At 60.8% G+C, this 16,686-nt stretch carries 14 protein-coding genes and 1 riboswitch; of the genes, 5 read left to right on the forward strand and 9 right to left on the reverse strand.

Annotation, left to right across the window (positions count from 1 at the left end; all coding sequences use genetic code 11):
- Window positions 1–5 precede the first annotated feature (5 nt).
- Window positions 6–851: a methylenetetrahydrofolate reductase [NAD(P)H] gene (metF, locus tag J2Y39_RS17490; protein ID WP_056786871.1), complete on the reverse strand. Its 846-nt coding sequence runs from the start codon at window positions 849–851 to the stop codon at window positions 6–8.
- 159 nt (window positions 852–1,010) lie between these two features.
- Window positions 1,011–2,420 (reverse strand): adenosylhomocysteinase, encoded by a 1,410-nt coding sequence (gene ahcY / locus J2Y39_RS17495; protein ID WP_016772771.1) that lies wholly within the window; start codon window positions 2,418–2,420, stop codon window positions 1,011–1,013.
- A 23-nt stretch (window positions 2,421–2,443) separates the two neighbouring features.
- A riboswitch (S-adenosyl-L-homocysteine riboswitch) is annotated at window positions 2,444–2,542 on the reverse strand.
- 198 nt (window positions 2,543–2,740) lie between these two features.
- Between ahcY and J2Y39_RS17500 the strand changes: the two genes are divergently transcribed.
- Both J2Y39_RS17500 and J2Y39_RS17505 read left to right on the forward strand, forming a co-directional pair.
- Window positions 2,741–3,145, forward strand: a complete 405-nt coding sequence (locus J2Y39_RS17500) for an acyl-CoA thioesterase (RefSeq protein ID WP_016772772.1) — start codon at window positions 2,741–2,743, stop codon at window positions 3,143–3,145.
- Between the two features lie 174 nt (window positions 3,146–3,319).
- The gene (locus tag J2Y39_RS17505) at window positions 3,320–4,207 is read left to right on the forward strand and encodes a formate/nitrite transporter family protein (protein ID WP_056786455.1); all 888 of its coding nucleotides are present in this window, start codon (window positions 3,320–3,322) and stop codon (window positions 4,205–4,207) included.
- Here J2Y39_RS17505 and J2Y39_RS17510 read toward each other — a convergent pair whose 3' ends face one another.
- Both J2Y39_RS17510 and J2Y39_RS17515 read right to left on the reverse strand, forming a co-directional pair.
- Window positions 4,208–5,473, reverse strand: a complete 1,266-nt coding sequence (locus J2Y39_RS17510; RefSeq protein WP_016772774.1) for a sodium:proton antiporter — start codon at window positions 5,471–5,473, stop codon at window positions 4,208–4,210.
- Between the two features lie 309 nt (window positions 5,474–5,782).
- The gene (locus J2Y39_RS17515; protein ID WP_150743445.1) at window positions 5,783–6,952 is read right to left on the reverse strand and encodes an MFS transporter; all 1,170 of its coding nucleotides are present in this window, start codon (window positions 6,950–6,952) and stop codon (window positions 5,783–5,785) included.
- 331 nt (window positions 6,953–7,283) lie between these two features.
- Here J2Y39_RS17515 and J2Y39_RS17520 point away from each other — a divergent pair, with 331 nt between their 5' ends.
- Window positions 7,284–7,667: an MAPEG family protein gene (locus tag J2Y39_RS17520; RefSeq protein WP_024014628.1), complete on the forward strand. Its 384-nt coding sequence runs from the start codon at window positions 7,284–7,286 to the stop codon at window positions 7,665–7,667.
- 113 nt (window positions 7,668–7,780) lie between these two features.
- Here J2Y39_RS17520 and J2Y39_RS17525 read toward each other — a convergent pair whose 3' ends face one another.
- Window positions 7,781–8,965, reverse strand: coding sequence for a murein transglycosylase A (locus J2Y39_RS17525; RefSeq protein WP_252886921.1), 1,185 nt, complete (start codon window positions 8,963–8,965; stop codon window positions 7,781–7,783).
- 128 nt (window positions 8,966–9,093) lie between these two features.
- Here J2Y39_RS17525 and J2Y39_RS17530 point away from each other — a divergent pair, with 128 nt between their 5' ends.
- Window positions 9,094–9,543, forward strand: coding sequence for a cytochrome c (locus J2Y39_RS17530; RefSeq protein WP_095181353.1), 450 nt, complete (start codon window positions 9,094–9,096; stop codon window positions 9,541–9,543).
- Between the two features lie 165 nt (window positions 9,544–9,708).
- Here J2Y39_RS17530 and J2Y39_RS17535 read toward each other — a convergent pair whose 3' ends face one another.
- The 4 genes from J2Y39_RS17535 to J2Y39_RS17550 all read right to left on the reverse strand — a co-directional run bounded on the left by J2Y39_RS17535 (window position 9,709) and on the right by J2Y39_RS17550 (window position 14,304).
- On the reverse strand, window positions 9,709–10,104 hold the full coding sequence (locus J2Y39_RS17535) for a DUF1090 domain-containing protein (protein ID WP_016772779.1): 396 nt from the start codon (window positions 10,102–10,104) through the stop codon (window positions 9,709–9,711).
- Between the two features lie 97 nt (window positions 10,105–10,201).
- Window positions 10,202–11,878: an NAD-dependent DNA ligase LigB gene (gene ligB / locus J2Y39_RS17540; RefSeq protein WP_310218924.1), complete on the reverse strand. Its 1,677-nt coding sequence runs from the start codon at window positions 11,876–11,878 to the stop codon at window positions 10,202–10,204.
- Window positions 11,879–12,099: 221 nt separating this feature from the next.
- Window positions 12,100–13,290 carry a methionine adenosyltransferase gene (metK, locus tag J2Y39_RS17545; RefSeq protein ID WP_024014624.1) on the reverse strand — a complete coding sequence of 397 codons (1,191 nt, stop codon included), beginning with the start codon at window positions 13,288–13,290 and terminating at the stop codon, window positions 12,100–12,102.
- An 18-nt stretch (window positions 13,291–13,308) separates the two neighbouring features.
- The gene (locus tag J2Y39_RS17550; RefSeq protein ID WP_056786470.1) at window positions 13,309–14,304 is read right to left on the reverse strand and encodes a metalloregulator ArsR/SmtB family transcription factor; all 996 of its coding nucleotides are present in this window, start codon (window positions 14,302–14,304) and stop codon (window positions 13,309–13,311) included.
- 259 nt (window positions 14,305–14,563) lie between these two features.
- Between J2Y39_RS17550 and tkt the strand changes: the two genes are divergently transcribed.
- On the forward strand, window positions 14,564–16,561 hold the full coding sequence (tkt, locus tag J2Y39_RS17555) for a transketolase (protein ID WP_056786473.1): 1,998 nt from the start codon (window positions 14,564–14,566) through the stop codon (window positions 16,559–16,561).
- Window positions 16,562–16,686: the final 125 nt, after the last annotated feature.

The raw sequence follows: 16,686 nt of genomic DNA on the forward strand, positions 1-16,686 counted from the left end.
AACCTTCAGCGCGGCAGCTTGAGGTTGTTCCAGATGGCCAGGCTAGGTTCGGCCTGGTTCATTGAGTAGAAGTGCAGCCCCGGTGCGCCGCCCTGCAGCAGGCGTTCGCACATTTCGCTGACGACTTGTTCGCCAAAGCTTTGAATGCTTCGCGTGTCATCGCCGTAGGCTTCCAGTTGCTTGCGGATCCAGCGCGGGATTTCCGCACCGCAGGCATCGGAGAAGCGCGCGAGTTTGCTGTAGTTGGTGATCGGCATGATCCCCGGCACGATCGGCAGATCCACGCCCAGCGCCTGCAAACGGTCGACGAAGTAGAAGTAGCTGTCGGCGTTAAAGAAGTACTGGGTGATCGCGCTGTCGGCACCGGCCTTTGCCTTGCGCACGAAGTTGGCGAGATCGTCTTCGTAGTTGCGTGCTTGCGGATGCATCTCCGGGTAAGCCGCGACTTCGATATGGAAATGATCGGCGGTTTCTTCACGAATGAATTCCACCAGTTCATTGGCGTGACGCAGCTCACCGCTGGTCATGCCCATGCCGGACGGCAGGTCGCCACGCAGGGCAACGATGCGCTTGATGCCGGCAGCCTTGTATTCGTTCAGCAGGCCGCGCAGGTCGTCCTTGCTGTCACCGACGCACGACAGGTGCGGTGCGGCGGGTACTTTGACTTCGCTTTCCAGCTGCAACACGGTGTTGAGCGTGCGATCACGGGTCGAACCGCCAGCGCCGTAGGTGCAGGAAAAGAAATCAGGATTGTAGGTGGCCAACTGGCGGGCAGTGGCGAGCAGCTTTTCTTGCCCGGCATCGGTCTTGGTCGGGAAAAACTCGAAGCTGTAGCGACGGTCTTGGGACATGGTCATACCCTTGGAAACAAGTACCTTCGAGGCGCTGCAATCCCGTGTGGTAGCGAGCCTGCTCGCGAAAGCGCTGGGTCAGACAACACGGATGTTGAATGATAAGCCGCCTTCGCGAGCAAGCTCGCTCCCACAGGGAGAGCGAGCATTCAGCGCCTGTTAGTAGCGGTAGGCGTGCGGCTTGAACGGGCCTTCGACGGTGACGCCGATGTAGTCAGCCTGTTGCTTGGTCAGTTGGGTGACCACGCCGCCGAAGCCGCGAACCATTTCCAGGGCCACTTCTTCGTCGAGTTTCTTCGGCAGCACTTCAACGGTCAGACGCTCGGCTTTCTGCGCTGGCGACAGGTCGGCGTATTTCTGACCGAACAGGAAGATCTGTGCCAGTACCTGGTTGGCGAACGAACCGTCCATGATGCGGCTCGGGTGACCGGTGGCGTTGCCCAGGTTCACCAGACGGCCTTCGGCCAGCAGGATCAGGTAATCGTCGTTCTGTGGATCGAAGCTGCCGGCACCGGTGCGGTGAACCTTGTGCACCTGTGGCTTCACTTCTTCCCATGCCCAGTTCTTGCGCATGAAAGCGGTGTCGATTTCGTTGTCGAAGTGACCGATGTTGCAGACCACGGCGCGCTTCTTCAGGGCTTTGAGCATGTTCGCGTCGCAAACATTGACGTTGCCGGTGGTGGTCACGATCAGGTCGATCTTGCCCAGCAGCGCTTTGTCGATGCTCGCTTCGGAACCGTCGTTGATACCGTCGATGAATGGCGACACCAGTTCGAAACCGTCCATGCAGGCTTGCATGGCGCAGATCGGGTCAACTTCGGAGACTTTAACGATCATGCCTTCCTGACGCAGCGACTGAGCCGAACCCTTGCCCACGTCACCGTAACCGATGACCAGCGCTTGCTTGCCGGACAGCAGGTGGTCGGTGCCGCGCTTGATCGCATCGTTCAGGCTGTGACGGCAGCCGTACTTGTTGTCGTTCTTGGACTTGGTCACCGAGTCGTTGACGTTGATCGCCGGGATCTTCAGCTCGCCCTTGGCCAGCATGTCCAGCAGACGGTGTACGCCAGTGGTGGTTTCTTCGGTCACGCCGTGAACGCGATCCAGCACTTGCGGGTATTTCTTGTGCAGCAGCTCGGTCAGGTCGCCGCCGTCGTCGAGGATCATGTTGGCGTCCCATGGCTGGCCATCCTTGAGGATGGTCTGCTCCAGGCACCACTCGTACTCTTCTTCAGTCTCGCCTTTCCAGGCGAACACCGGGATACCGGCGGCAGCGATAGCGGCAGCGGCCTGATCCTGAGTGGAGAAAATGTTGCAGGACGACCAGCGCACTTCGGCACCCAGGGCAACCAGGGTTTCGATCAGCACGGCGGTCTGAATGGTCATGTGGATGCAGCCGAGGATTTTTGCGCCTTTGAGCGGCTGCTCGGCAGCGTATTTGCGGCGCAGACCCATCAGGGCAGGCATTTCCGATTCGGCGATGATGGTTTCGCGACGGCCCCAGGCAGCCAGGGACATGTCGGCAACTTTGTAATCGGTAAAATCGGCAGGCGTGTTGACAGCGCTCATGAAGAGCCTCCATTCGTAATGTATGCGAATGGGCGCCGTTGTGCGTTTAGTGTCCGGCGTGAGCCGGTCAACGCCCCATCCGAGCCTGACAGGTCGAACCTGCTGCAGCGCCCCTCGGACAGGTGGCGGGAAAACGGTAGCCAATGAACGTTACCGTTTTTTGAAACGGGGGCGATTATAGCCGCCCGGGCTGATCTTCCAAAGGGTTTCTGTCGGCCAGATGAAGATCGCCAATGGCGACCATAGTCGCAGCTGCCTGGAGCCTGACTGATCAGTCTGCCAAGATGGGCGCATCTTTCGGCAAGCGCTCAGGAGTGAACATGAATTTCCACACCCGCAAATGGGTTAAACCCGAAGACCTCAACCCCAACGGCACCCTGTTCGGCGGCAGCCTGCTGCGCTGGATCGATGAAGAAGCGGCGATCTACGCCATCGTGCAACTGGGCAACCAGCGCGTGGTGACCAAGTACATCTCGGAAATCAACTTCGTCAGCGCCTCGCGCCAGGGCGACATCATCGAACTGGGCATCACCGCCACCGAATTCGGCCGCACCTCGATCACCCTGACCTGCGAAGTGCGCAACAAAATCACCCGCAAGAGCATCCTCACCGTCGAGAAAATGGTGTTCGTCAATCTCGGCGAAGACGGCCTGCCGGCGCCGCACGGGCGGACCGAGATCAAATATGTGAAAGACCAGTTCAAGGATGACGAGGCCGTTCAATAAGATCGGCGGCGCATTCTTCGCGAGCAGGCTCGCTCCCACAGGTACAGCGTGATCCTTGTGGGAGCGAGCCTGCTCGCGAAAGCGGTTGCCAATTCAGCGGAGATTCGCCTGGCCACTGAACAGCCATGAAGCGCAACGGTCGTAGCTACATCCCCCCCCACCGGTTGCCACGCCATGACCACCCCCACCAGCGAAAAGACCCCCGACCTCTCGGCCAAGGAGCAGCACGAAGTCGAGAAGAGCCAGCCGCCGCGCGCGGCCGTTCTGCATGAAATCATCCGCACCCAGGGCGACCAGGAACTGGAGCGCAGCATTGCCGCGCTGTGGTGGTCGGCGCTGGCGGCAGGATTGACCATGGGCCTGTCCCTGATGGGCATGGGCCTGCTCAATTCGCGCCTGCCCGACGGCGACGAATTCAAGGTGATCGCCAGTTTCGGCTACTGTGCCGGTTTCCTCGCGGTGATCCTTGCCCGCCAGCAGCTGTTCACCGAGAACACCTTGACCGCCGTGCTGCCGGTGATGACCAAGCCGACGCTGAAGAACTTCCTGCGACTGATCCGTCTGTGGACAGTGGTACTGGTCGGCAACCTCTGCGGGACGATTCTGGTCGCCTACGTGATGCTGGAACTGCCGATTTTCGACAGCAAGACCGACGTCGCCTTCCTCGAGATCGGCCGCAAGGTCATGGAGCACAGCGCCAGTCAGATGTTCGCCAAGGGCATCGTCTCCGGCTGGATGATCGCCACCATGGTCTGGATGATCCCCTCCATGGAGAGCGCGAAGATGTGGATCATCATCCTCATCACCTACTTCATGGCGCTGGGCGACTTCACCCATATCGTCGTCGGATCGGCGGAAGTGTCCTATCTGGTGTTTGCCGGCGAGTTGCCGTGGAGTGATTTCTGGGCGGTGTTCGCCGCGCCGACGCTGGCGGGAAATATCATCGGCGGCAGCTTTATCTTCGCGCTGATCAGCCATGCGCAGATTCGCAGCGAAAGCGGTGCGCCGAAGGAGCCTGCGGATCAGGCTGTTAAGCCCGATCCGCAGTCGATCAAGAAATGATCAGTGGTGGGCTGGCTCAGGCACGCTCGCCGGCTCGTTGCGCGTCGCGTGCTTGACCAGTTTGCCGATGGTCAGGCCCTGCAGCAGGATCGACGACAGCACGACGATGTAGGTGATGCTCAGCAGCAGATCGCGCTCCGGGCCCAGCGGCAGGGCCAGCGCCAGTGCCACCGAAACACCGCCGCGCAAACCGCCCCAAGTGAGGATGCGGATCGTGCCGGCCGGCACTGAGCGCCAGCGCCGCAGCAGCAGGATCGCCGGCGCCACGGTAAGCAGGCGCGACAACAGAATCGCCACCGCCAGCAGACCTGCGGCGGCCATGTGCAGCCAGTTGAACGGCAGCAGCAACAACTCCATGCCGATCAGCGCGAATAGCAAAGCGTTGAGCATGTCATCGAGCAGCTCCCAGAAACCGTCCAGATAGCGACGGGTCATGTCGTTCATCGCCAGATTGCGCCCGAGGTTGCCGATGATCAGACCGGCCACCACCATCGCAATCGGCGCCGAGACGTGCAACTCGGTGGACATCGCCGAGCCACCGATCACCAGGGCCAGGGTCAGCATCACGGTGATCTGATGCTGCTCGACGCTTTTGATCATCCGATAGACCAGATAACCAATCAGTCCGCCGAACAACACACCACCAATCGCCTCATGGACGAAGAGCATGGCCGTGGCGCTGACGGTCGGGGTTTCGCCCAGTTGCGCGATGCCCAGCAGCACGGTGAAGACCACCACCGCCGTGCCGTCGTTGAACAGTGATTCGCCGACGATGGTGGTTTTCAGTGGCTTCGAAGCATTGGCGGTACGCAACACGCCGAGTACCGCAATCGGGTCGGTCGGTGAGATCAGCGCGCCGAACAACAGGCAGTAGAGGAAACTCACGTGCCAGCCGAACAGGGCAAAAATGTAGAAGGCCAGGCTGCCGATCACCACGGTGGCGATCAACACGCCGAAGGTCGCCAGCAGGCCGATCGGCCAGCGGTAGCTGCGCAAATCATTGAGGTTGACGTGCAGGGCGCCGGCGAAAAGCAGGAACGAGAGCATCCAGTTCATCAGCAGATCGCCGAAATCGATCTGTCCGATCAGTTGCTGCACGCGATCTTCGAGGCCGGGAAAGCCGAGGACGCTGAGGCCTTGCAGGAGCAATGAGAACAGCAGGGCGGTAACCATCACGCCGATGGTCGGCGGCAGGCCGATAAAGCGGAAATTGACGAAGGTCAGGAGAGTGGTGAGGCAGATGAAAGCGGCGACAAGTTCAAGCATCCGGGGTCCTTTGGATGAAGGGTGAATGGAGCGCGACCGGAGGTTGGACGCAGGGGTTTGATGGGGCGGGGTTGGCTGAGGGCACATTCGAATGGCGCGTCATGCTCAACAACCCCCTCACCCCAGGCCTCTCCCGAGGGAGAGGGAGCTGACCGAGGTGTCTGGCGAGGTGCATCGACCTGGACGATCGGGTCGATTATGGATTCAGCAATGCACGTTCAAGTCGGCGTGGGTATCGAGCATCCCCCGATCAGTCCCCTCTCCCTTCGGGAGAGGGCTAGGGTGAGGGCTCTATCTGACACACCACGATCAGCCAGTCACATTGACCGCACTCGCCTGCCGACGTTGCAGGTAAATGAACAATAGCGCCGTCAGCACCGTCAGCACGCCAACCAGCGCCCCGGTCCACGGCAGATCCGCCAGATCCGCGCCGCTGGCCACCACCAGCCCGCCAATCCAGGCACCTGCTGCGTTGCCCAGATTGAACGCGCTCTGGTTCAGCGTCGAACCGAGGTTCGGCGCTTCATGCGCCTGATCGATGATCAGCAGCTGCAGAATCGGGCACAGCGCAAAGGCGAAAATCCCCCATAGCACCAGGGTGATCGCCGCCGGAATCACCGCACGGCTGGTCTGGCTGAACGCCGCCAGAATCACCACAACTGCCAGTGCCACGCCGACCAGTGACGGCAGCAAGCGGCTATCGGCCAGACGCCCGCCGAGCATGCTGCCCGCTGTCAGGCCGACGCCGAACAACAGCAGCATCACCGTCACGCCGTGGGGGCTGACGCCAGTGATGTCTTGCAGGATCGGTGCGATATACGTGAACACGCTGAACAGGCTGGTCGAGGCCAGCACGCTCATGCCCAGCGCCAACAAGACGTTGGCCTTGCCCAGCACTTTGAATTCGCTGGCGAGATTGGCCTTGTCCATCGCGATGTGTTTGGGCAACCACAACCATTGCGCCAACGCCGCCACAATGCCGATCACCGACACCGCCCAGAAGGTCGAGCGCCAGCCAGCGTATTGGCCCAGCGCTGTGCCGAGTGGCACGCCGAGCACGTTGGCCAGGGTCAGGCCGGTGAACATCATGGCAATGGCTTGCGCGCGTTTGTTCGGCGCAACCAGGCCGGCGGCAACCACCGAGCCAATGCCGAAAAACGCGCCATGACACAGCGCCGTGACCACGCGCGCCGCCATCAGCGTCGCGTAGTTCGGCGCGAGCGCGCAGAGCACGTTGCCGAGGATGAACATCAGCGTCATGCCCAGCAGTGTCGCTTTGCGCGGCATATTGGCGGTGCCGATCGCCAGGATCGGTGCGCCGAACACCACGCCCAGGGCGTAACCGGTGATCAGCAGCCCGGCATGAGGAATGCTCACCGCCAGATCGCGGGCAACGTCGGGCAGCAGGCCCATGATGACGAATTCGGTGGTGCCGATGCCGAATGCGGCAACGGCGAGTGCAAGTAAAGCGAGGGGCATGCGCAAGGTCTCTGTCGGTAGTCTTGACGCTTTGATCAGGCATACGCGTGCCAGCGACCGTTTTCGAAGAAAGCGGAGCAGGCAGCTTTTATTGGAGTTTTTGGTGTGCAGCTGAGTACGGCGTGGTGGGTTGCAGTATAAACAGCTGCTGACACATGGCGAATCAATAATCTGACTAATCGACGGCTCACTGGAATTGCCGTGTTATATCCAGCTGAAAGAACCTTTCGGCCGGGCGCTGCTCTTAGCCTGTGGGCAGGTGCTGATCGGCATGCTGGTGATGAAGTTCTGACCGCTCGCCAATTTCTCCAATCGAAAAAAGGACGACGTTATGACAGTGGCTCTGTGGTGTGTGTTGATCGCGATTTTCCTGCCGTACGTGTGCACGATCGTGGCGAAGGCCACCGGCGGTTTCCGCCTCAAGGACAATTACGATCCACGGGACTTTCTCGACAGCGTCGATGGCGTCGCCCGTCGCGCCCACGCCGCGCAACTGAACAGCTTTGAAGTAACGCCCGCGTTTGCCGCTGCGGTGATCGTTGCGCATCTGGTCGGCACTGCGGAGCTGGTGACGGTCAATGTGCTGGCCGTGCTGTTTATCACCAGTCGCCTGCTGTACATCATTTGCTACCTGGCTGACTGGGCTGCACTGCGTTCGGTGGTGTGGTTTATCGGGATGGGGCTGATTGCTTCGTTCTTCTTTGTGTCGATCTGACTATCGGCTGTTGCTGCCGGCCTCTTCGCGAGCAGGCTCGCTCCCACATGGAATGCATTCCAGATGTGGGAGCGAGCCTGCTCGCGAAAGCGATGGATCAGACCACGAAGAACCTAAGACTTTTGCTTCGGTGTATCCGCCACCTGCGGCACTTGCGGCAACTCTTTTCCTTTAGGCCAGAGCATCCAGATCTGCCCCTGCTGTTTCATGTCCCCGGCCAGTTGCCCGGCCGCATCGCCGGTGCCCCAGAACAGATCCGCGCGCACCTCGCCGGCAATCGCGCCGCCGGTGTCCTGCGCCGCGACCGGGCGCACCAGTGGGGTGCCATCCGGTTTGGTGGTCGACAGCCATAACAGACTGCCCAACGGAATTACTTTGCGATCCACTGCCGCGCTGTAGCCGGCGGTCAACGGCACGTTCAGCGAGCCGCGCGGGCCTTCGTTGCTGTCCGGGTTGCGGGTGAAGAACACGTAGCTCGGGTTGCTGGCCAGCAGTTGCGGAATGCGCGTGGGGTTGGCCTTGGCCCAGTTGCTGATCGCGGTCATGGTCACGTCTTCTTTCTTCAGCTCGCCTTGCTCGACCAGCCAGCGACCGATCGGTCGGTACGGGTGGCCGTTCTGATCGGCGTAGGCAATGCGCAGCTGTTTGCCGTCCTCGGTCTGAATCCGGCCCGAGCCCTGGATCTGCAGAAATTGCAGGTTCATCGGATCAGTCAGATAGGCGACCACTGGCGCTTTCACGCCATTGGATTCAATGGTCGCCGCGTCGTCGTAAGGCTTGAGCACGCGTCCTTCGAGGCGGCCGCGCAGGCGCTTGCCTTTCAATTCCGGGTAGATGCTGTCGAGCGAGACGATGATCATGTCTTCCGGCACGCCATACACCGGCACGTTCGCCGTTGCGGTTGGCGTCAGGCTGCCGGGGTACACCGGTTCGTAGTAGCCGGTGATCAGACCGTTGGGGTTGTCGTTCTCGGCGCGCAGGCCGTAGACATCGAGATTCTGCTTGAGGAATGCACGAATCTCGGCGGCGCTTTGCGGCACATTCGCCGCCGCAGCGCAGGTCGGCCCCCAGACTGCGTCGGCTTTGAGTCGGGTGCACGCGCTGCGCCAGGAACCGAAACCTGCGACCAGATCGCTGTCGGAGACCGCGGGCAAGGCTTCCCAGGTCGCGCTGGAATAGGTGGCCAGCGCATGGGTTTTTGGTTTGGCGCTGTCGCCGCCTGTGCAACCGGCGAGGATGGCGAGCAGTGGAAGGGTGACGATAAGCGGGTGACGCCAGGCCGTGAAGCGGCTGTTCATGGAGTGATTCCTGTGCCGGTTGGCCGAAAGCTCCATGCGCTCGACCAACCCGTATTTTTAATAGGGCTATTGGTGTTTGGCAGTGAGCCGAGGATACTGGCCGCCGATTTCCGCGACCTGAAGCCATCATGACTCTGAAACCAATTGCTGTTGTATTGCTGGCCTGTCTGACCTTGTCCGCCTGTGGCGGCGTCGACCCGAATTCGCCGCTGGGCCAGCGCAAGGCCATCTTCAAGCAGATGCTCAAGACCAGCGAAGACCTCGGCGGCATGTTGCGTGGGCGCATCGCCTTCGACGGGCCGAAATTTGCCGAGGGCGCGGTCAGACTTGATGCGTTGGCCCATGAACCGTGGAAGCATTTTCCGCAGGTGCGCGAGGAAGATCACACCAGCGCCAAGGACGATGTCTGGCAGAAACAGGCGCGTTTTCAGCAACTGGCCCGCGCCCTCGAAGCGGCAACCGGTGAACTGGTGGTCGCCAGTCAGGTTCAGCCGTACAAGGCCAGCAATCTCGGACCGGCAGTGCAGAAAGTCGAGGATGCCTGCAGTGCTTGCCATAAAGAGTTTCGCGATCATTGATTCCTGAGGCTGCTGAGTACCTTGTGGCGAGGGGATTTATCCCCGATGGGCTGCGAAGCAGCCCCAAAACCATACAGCCGGGTTTTTTCAGTCGGACCCGACCAGTCGAATTTGCGACAGCTTCGCCGCCGGACGGGGATAAATCCCCTCACCACAGGGCTTGGGTTACTTATCGATCTCGTCCAGCGCTTCCTGCAGTTCCTTGCGCGACTCGGCGAGCTTTTCCTTGCGCTTGTTGATCTTCTCCGGATCGCCCTTCTTCATGGCCTTGTCGAGGTCCGCCTGACGCTGGCTGACTTCATGCTTGGCCTCAAGCACCTTGTTCTCACGCTCTTTCTTCAGCCCGGCGTCGGTGCAATGTTCGTTCACTTCACGCAGTGCTGTTTCCAGGCCTGCCTGCTGCTCCATGTTGCCGCGCGACTTGGCCTGTTCGATCTGATTGATGATGCCCTGCTTCTTGGCAGCGCAACCGGTCAGGCCCGGGCCGTCTTCTTCGGCCATGACCGGGGCGGCCATGACGCCGCAAAGAGTAAGCAGGGCGAGCGGTGCGAGAAATTTCATAAAAGCTCCATGTGCAAAGGCAATCGGGGTTGGAGGGCACTGCGCTGTTGGAGCGTCTGGCCGGCCGTTGGGTTCCCGCCGGGCGGGGATTGCAGGTTCAGAAGCCGTCGATTCCGGCGGCTTTCAGGGTGTCACTCAAAGCCAGTACCTGCGGGTCACGAAAGAATGCGCTCAGTTGCGCCGCGCGTCCCGGGCCGATACCGGCTTCTGCCTGCCATTGTTCAGTGTCGCGTTGTGCCAGGGCCTGCCACGAATCGTCCAGTTGTGCCTGTCCGGCCGGCGGCATGCCCAGCGCTTTCAACCATCGAGCGAACGGCTTTTGCCGCGCGCCCTGAAAACTGTCGATCAGCCGTGCGCTGCTGCGCTCGCCGAGGCCGGCAATGTTAGCAAGCTCTGACGCATCGAGGGTCAGCCAATCCAGCAGGTGTTTCAGACGGCCTGTTTCCAAAAGTTTCTCCCAGGTGCCGCGACCGACATGCTGCATGGCCAGGCCCTGCTTGCCACTGAGCCAGGTCAGACGCGCGAGAAACTGGCTTTCACACCCCGGCGTCGGTTGCCAGCAGCTCAGGGCGTGGTAGTCGCCAGCATCGGGGATGTTGATGTCCGCCCGTTCGTTGGTGCGCAGCACGACACTGTCGAGGCGCGGAATGGTCAGCCCGGCCAGAGTGATTGCCACCTGATCGCCGGGACGGATGTCGAGGGTTTGCCAGCGCTTGAGTGAGCTGACGCTGACCCGTTTGATTTCGCGGTCATCGAGTCTGACCGGCAGCAGTTCCAGCACCGGCGTGATCCGCCCGGTGCGGCCGATCTTGAAATTGACCTTGCGCACTTCGGCCAATGCCTGGGCGAAAGGGTATTTCCAGGCGATCGCCCAATACGGCGCGCGAGCCTGCCAGCGTTCGGCGGGTGGCCGTTGGCTCTGGCGCAGCACCACGCCGTCGCTGGCAAAGGGCAGTGGCGAGCGATACCAGTGCTCGCGCCATTTTTGCGCGTCTTCGAATCGGGTGACGGGCTGGGTATAGGGCTCGTTTGTGGCGAACCCCAATGTCTGAAGTTCGGACAATCTTTCCGGCAGCCGCACAGGACCTTGCGGCCAGTCCCAGACAAACAGACCGATCCCGGCGGCCTGTTCGGCATCGAGGGATTTGCGCCCCATCAGCCCGGCGACGGTGGCGCGGGCATTGACGCTGCCGGACTGTGATTGAACATGCGCGGTAAGGCGCCAATAGAGTTCGCCCTGTACCAGCAGATCCCGTGGCTGCCTCAACCGTTGCGGAATGGCTGCAATCCTGCGCGCGGAGGCGGTCCAGTCCTGGCCGTTGACCCCGTCACCGCGACTGATGGCCTGCTGCAATATCCCCTGGCGGTAGATCAGCGTGACAGCCACGCCGTCGACTTTGGGCTGCACCCAGACGTTCTGGCGATCGCGCAGCCAGTGGGCGACGTCTTCGACTTTGTGCAGCTTGTCCAGACCGGTGTGTGCGATGGGGTGGGTGACCGTGCCGGACGCGGTGCGCAACGGCTGCGGGGATGTGGGTTGGTTGAAACAGGCTTGCCATTCTTTCAGCCGCAGTCGGGACTGGTCATAGAGTTCGTCGCTGATCAATGAACGGCCTTCGCGGTGATAGGCGTCGTCCCATTGGTCGATCCGGTTTTGCAGGCTGGTGATTTCGCGTTGGGCTTGGGAGTGATCCCAGTTCGGACAGTTGGCTTGGCTGACAAGGGTGATGAGTGCCAGCAGGAAAGCCAGCAACAGGCGCAGTGTGAAGAGCATCGTTGAGCGTCCTTGCTCGGGGGTAATATTTGAAGGGTAGGTGAGGATTCGAAATGCGTTACCGGGGGTGTTTTTCGAGGTGTTTCCGGATTCTGAATTGACGTTGCATGAGCGGGCGCCTTCGCGAGCAGGCTCGCTCCCGCAGGGATCTCAAAAATCTGTCAGGCATGAAAAAGCCCCGCACGGCGCGAACCGTGCGGGGCTTTCTTGCAGCCAGGGTATTACAGGCCAGCGGCGGAACGCAGGGCGTCGGCGCGGTCGGTTTTTTCCCAGGTGAACGTGGTGAAGCTGTCTTCGCCAACGGTCTTGGTCTGCGGCGCGCGACCGAAGTGGCCGTAGGCTGCGGTTTCCTGGTACATCGGGTGCAGCAGGTCGAGCATGGTGGTGATCGCGTATGGACGCAGGTCGAACACTTCACGCACCAGTTTGATGATCTTGTCATCGCTGATCTTGCCGGTGCCGAAGGTGTTCAACGAGATCGACGTAGGCTGGGCCACACCGATCGCGTAGGACACCTGAATCTCGCAACGCTCGGCAAGGCCGGCCGCAACGATGTTCTTGGCCACGTAACGGCCTGCGTAGGCAGCCGAACGGTCAACCTTCGATGGATCCTTGCCGGAGAACGCGCCGCCGCCGTGACGGGCCATGCCGCCGTAGCTGTCGACGATGATCTTGCGACCGGTCAGACCGCAGTCACCTACCGGGCCGCCAATGATGAACTGGCCGGTCGGGTTGATGTGGAACTGGGTGTCCTTGCTCAGCAGTTCGGCAGGCAGTACGTGCTTGACGATCAGCTCCATTACGCCTTCGCGCAGGTCTTTGTACGACACTTCCGGGTTGTGCTGGGTCGACAGAACCACAGCGTCGATGCCGACAACCTTGCCGCCTTCGTAACGGCAGGTCACTTGCGACTTGGCATCCGGACGCAGCCAAGGCAGCAGGCCCGACTTGCGTGCTTCAGCCTGACGCTGCACCAGCTGGTGCGAGAAGGTGATCGGCGCTGGCATCAAAACGTCGGTTTCGTTGCTGGCGTAGCCGAACATCAGGCCCTGGTCGCCGGCGCCCTGATCTTCAGGCTTGGCGCGGTCAACACCCTGGTTGATGTCAGGGGACTGCTTGCCGATGATGTTCATCACGCCGCAGGTCGCGCCGTCGAAGCCGACTTCGGAGCTGGTGTAGCCGATGTCGCAAATCACGTCACGAACGATCTGCTCCAGGTCGACCCAGGCGCTGGTGGTCACTTCACCGGCAACGATGGCTACGCCGGTCTTGACCAGGGTTTCCACAGCCACGCGAGCGTGTTTGTCCTGGGCAATAATGGCGTCCAGCACCGCATCGGAAATCTGGTCGGCGATTTTGTCCGGATGTCCTTCAGACACGGACTCGGAGGTGAAGAGGGAGTATTCGCTCATCTCGATGTTTTCCTGAATTTACCGATGGTGAGTGTCGCCAGCCGGTCGCTGAAAGTGGCGAACCTGGATCTGGAAACCATTACGTAAGCCTACATAGAGGCTTTCCCCGGGAACGAGTCCCGCAGCGGTGGCCCAACGGGCCAGATCGTCCTGTTCAAACCCCAACCAGAGATCACCGCAGGCCTCCCTGGCCCAACTCTGGTTGTGGCTACATAACTCTGTCACGAGCAGGCTACCGCCCGGTTGCAGCAGATCGGCCATGTGCCTGAGCGCATCGGCCGGAGCGGCGAAATGGTGCAGGACCATGTTCAACACTACGCAATGGGCCTTGAGGCTTGTGCCGTTCAATGCATCGGCCAATTGCAGGCTGACGTTAGCCAGCTGTTCACGTTCACACACCTGACGCGCCAGTTCGAGCATCGCCGGGCTGTTGTCCAGCGCGGTTACGGTGCCGAAACGACGGGCCAGTTCCGGCAGAAAAGCACCATCGCCGGGGCCGACTTCAATGGCCGTGGCTGCACCATCGAAGTTCAGTTTGTCGAGCAGGGCCAGCACGCTGTCACGGTACTGCGGCAGGCCTGCGATCAAATCTTGCTGGGCACGGAATTTCTCCGCGACCCGGGCGAAAAAATCCCGGCTGGCGGCGGCACGCTGGCCGTGAACCTGCTCGATGCGTGCTTGCACTTCATCGGGCAGATCCAGATTGTCGACTTCTTCCAGCAATGCCGCGTGCAGCTTGCCGCCGAGCAATTCGCTGTGGGGCAGGGCACGACGATAAAAAATTGCGTTGCCCTCACGGCGTGTCGCCACCAGGTCGGCTTGCGCCAGCACCTTGAGGTGATGGCTCATGCCCGACTGACCGATGCCGAAAATCTGCGCCAGCTCCAGCACGCCAAACGAATCGTTGGCCAGCGCGCGCAATACATTCAGCCGCAGCGGATCGCCGCCGGCCTTGCACAGGGCCGCCAGCTCGTCGCAATCGTCATGGCGAATGGAAGGCACGCGTAAGTTCATAGGGCTGGCAGTCTAGAGACGGGGACAAGGCACCGCAAGGTCAATATCAAAAAGTTTTGATATTGCTCGATAAATGGCACTTCTCGGCGGACGGCAGTCTCTACAAACGAATAGCGGAAAGGTTTCACCAAGCGAAACCTGTGCTATCGATTGGAAAAACGCCTGCCGATGACTATCTGTCATTGCCCCGAGGCGCATGGGTGAGGGAAAATGCCCTCCTTTTTTCCGTTTCAGTCTATTCACACCCAGGAGATCAGCGATGCCTAGCCGTCGTGAGCGTGCCAACGCCATTCGTGCCCTCAGCATGGATGCCGTGCAAAAAGCCAACAGCGGCCATCCCGGTGCCCCTATGGGTATGGCAGATATTGCCGAAGTGCTGTGGCGCGACTACCTCAAGCACAACCCGAGCAACCCGTCGTTCGCCGACCGTGACCGCTTCGTGCTGTCCAACGGCCACGGCTCGATGTTGATCTACTCGCTGCTGCACCTGACCGGCTACGACCTGTCGATCGACGACCTCAAGCAGTTCCGTCAACTGCACAGCCGCACTCCAGGCCACCCGGAATTCGGTTACACCCCGGGCGTCGAAACCACCACCGGCCCGCTGGGTCAGGGTCTGGCCAACGCCGTCGGTTTCGCTCTGGCTGAAAAAGTCATGGGCGCGCAGTTCAACCGTCCCGGCCACAACATCGTTGATCACCACACCTACGTGTTCCTCGGTGATGGCTGCATGATGGAAGGCATTTCCCACGAGGTCGCCTCCCTGGCCGGCACGCTGGGCCTGGGCAAGCTGATTGCCTTCTACGATGACAACGGCATTTCCATCGACGGTGAAGTCGAAGGCTGGTTCACCGATGACACGCCGAAGCGCTTCGAAGCCTACAACTGGCAGGTGATCCGCAACGTCGACGGCCATGATCCGGAAGAGATCAAGACCGCCATCGAAACCGCACGCAAGAGCGCTCAACCGACGCTGATCTGCTGCAAGACCACCATCGGTTTCGGTTCGCCGAACAAGCAGGGCAAGGAAGATTGCCACGGCGCCCCATTGGGTGACGCAGAAATCGCCCTGACCCGCCAGGCATTGAACTGGAACCACGGCCCGTTCGAAATCCCGGCCGACATCTATGCCGAGTGGGACGCCAAAGAAGCTGGCCGCGCGGTCGAAGCCGAGTGGGATCAGCGTTTCGCCGCCTACTCCGCTGCGTTCCCGACTGAAGCCAACGAGCTGATCCGTCGTCTGAGCGGCGAACTGCCGGCCGACTTCTCGGAAAAAGCCTCGGCCTACATCGCCGAAGTCGCCGCCAAGGGCGAAACCATCGCCAGCCGCAAAGCCAGCCAGAACACCCTCAACGCTTTCGGCCCGCTGCTGCCGGAAATGCTCGGCGGTTCGGCTGACCTCGCCGGCTCCAACCTGACCCTGTGGAAAGGCTGCAAAGGTGTCAGCGCTGAAGACGCCAGCGGCAACTACATGTACTACGGCGTGCGCGAGTTCGGCATGACCGCGATCATGAACGGCGTCGCCCTGCACGGCGGTCTGGTGCCTTACGGCGCGACCTTCCTGATGTTCATGGAATACGCACGCAACGCCGTACGTATGTCGGCTTTGATGAAGAAACGCGTGATCCACGTCTACACCCACGACTCCATTGGTCTGGGCGAAGACGGCCCGACGCACCAGCCAATCGAGCAATTGACCAGCCTGCGCAGCACGCCGAACCTCGACACCTGGCGCCCAGCCGATGCCGTGGAATCGGCAGTGGCCTGGAAAAACGCTCTGGAGCGCAAGGACGGCCCGTCGGCGCTGATCTTCTCCCGGCAGAACCTGCAGCACCAGGAACGCGACGCTGGCCAGATTGCCAACATCAGCCGTGGCGGTTATGTGCTCAAGGATTGCGCAGGCGAGCCTGAGCTGATCCTGATCGCCACCGGTTCGGAAGTCGGTCTGGCCGTACAGGCCTTCGACAAACTGACCGAGCAGGGCCGCAAGGTTCGCGTGGTTTCGATGCCTTGCACCAGCGCGTTCGATGCTCAGGATGCGGAGTACAAGCAGTCGGTTCTGCCATTGCAGGTCAGCGCACGTATCGCCATCGAAGCCGCCCACGCCGATTTCTGGTTCAAGTACGTGGGTCTGGAAGGTCGTGTGATCGGCATGACCACCTACGGTGAGTCGGCGCCGGCTTCGGCATTGTTCGAAGAGTTCGGCTTCACCCTGGAAAACATCCTCGGTCAGGCTGAAGAGCTGCTGGAAGACTAAGCAGTACGAATGCGGTGGCCCTGGCCGCCGCGTTCCCCTGTAGGAGCTGCCGAAGGCTGCGATCTTTTGATCTTGATCTTAAAAACAAGATCAAAAGATCGCAGCCTCGTTTCACTCGTCAGCTC

This window comes from Pseudomonas sp. 2957 (assembly GCF_031456345.1).
In the GTDB taxonomy this organism is placed as follows: Bacteria; Pseudomonadota; Gammaproteobacteria; order Pseudomonadales; family Pseudomonadaceae; genus Aquipseudomonas; species Aquipseudomonas siliginis.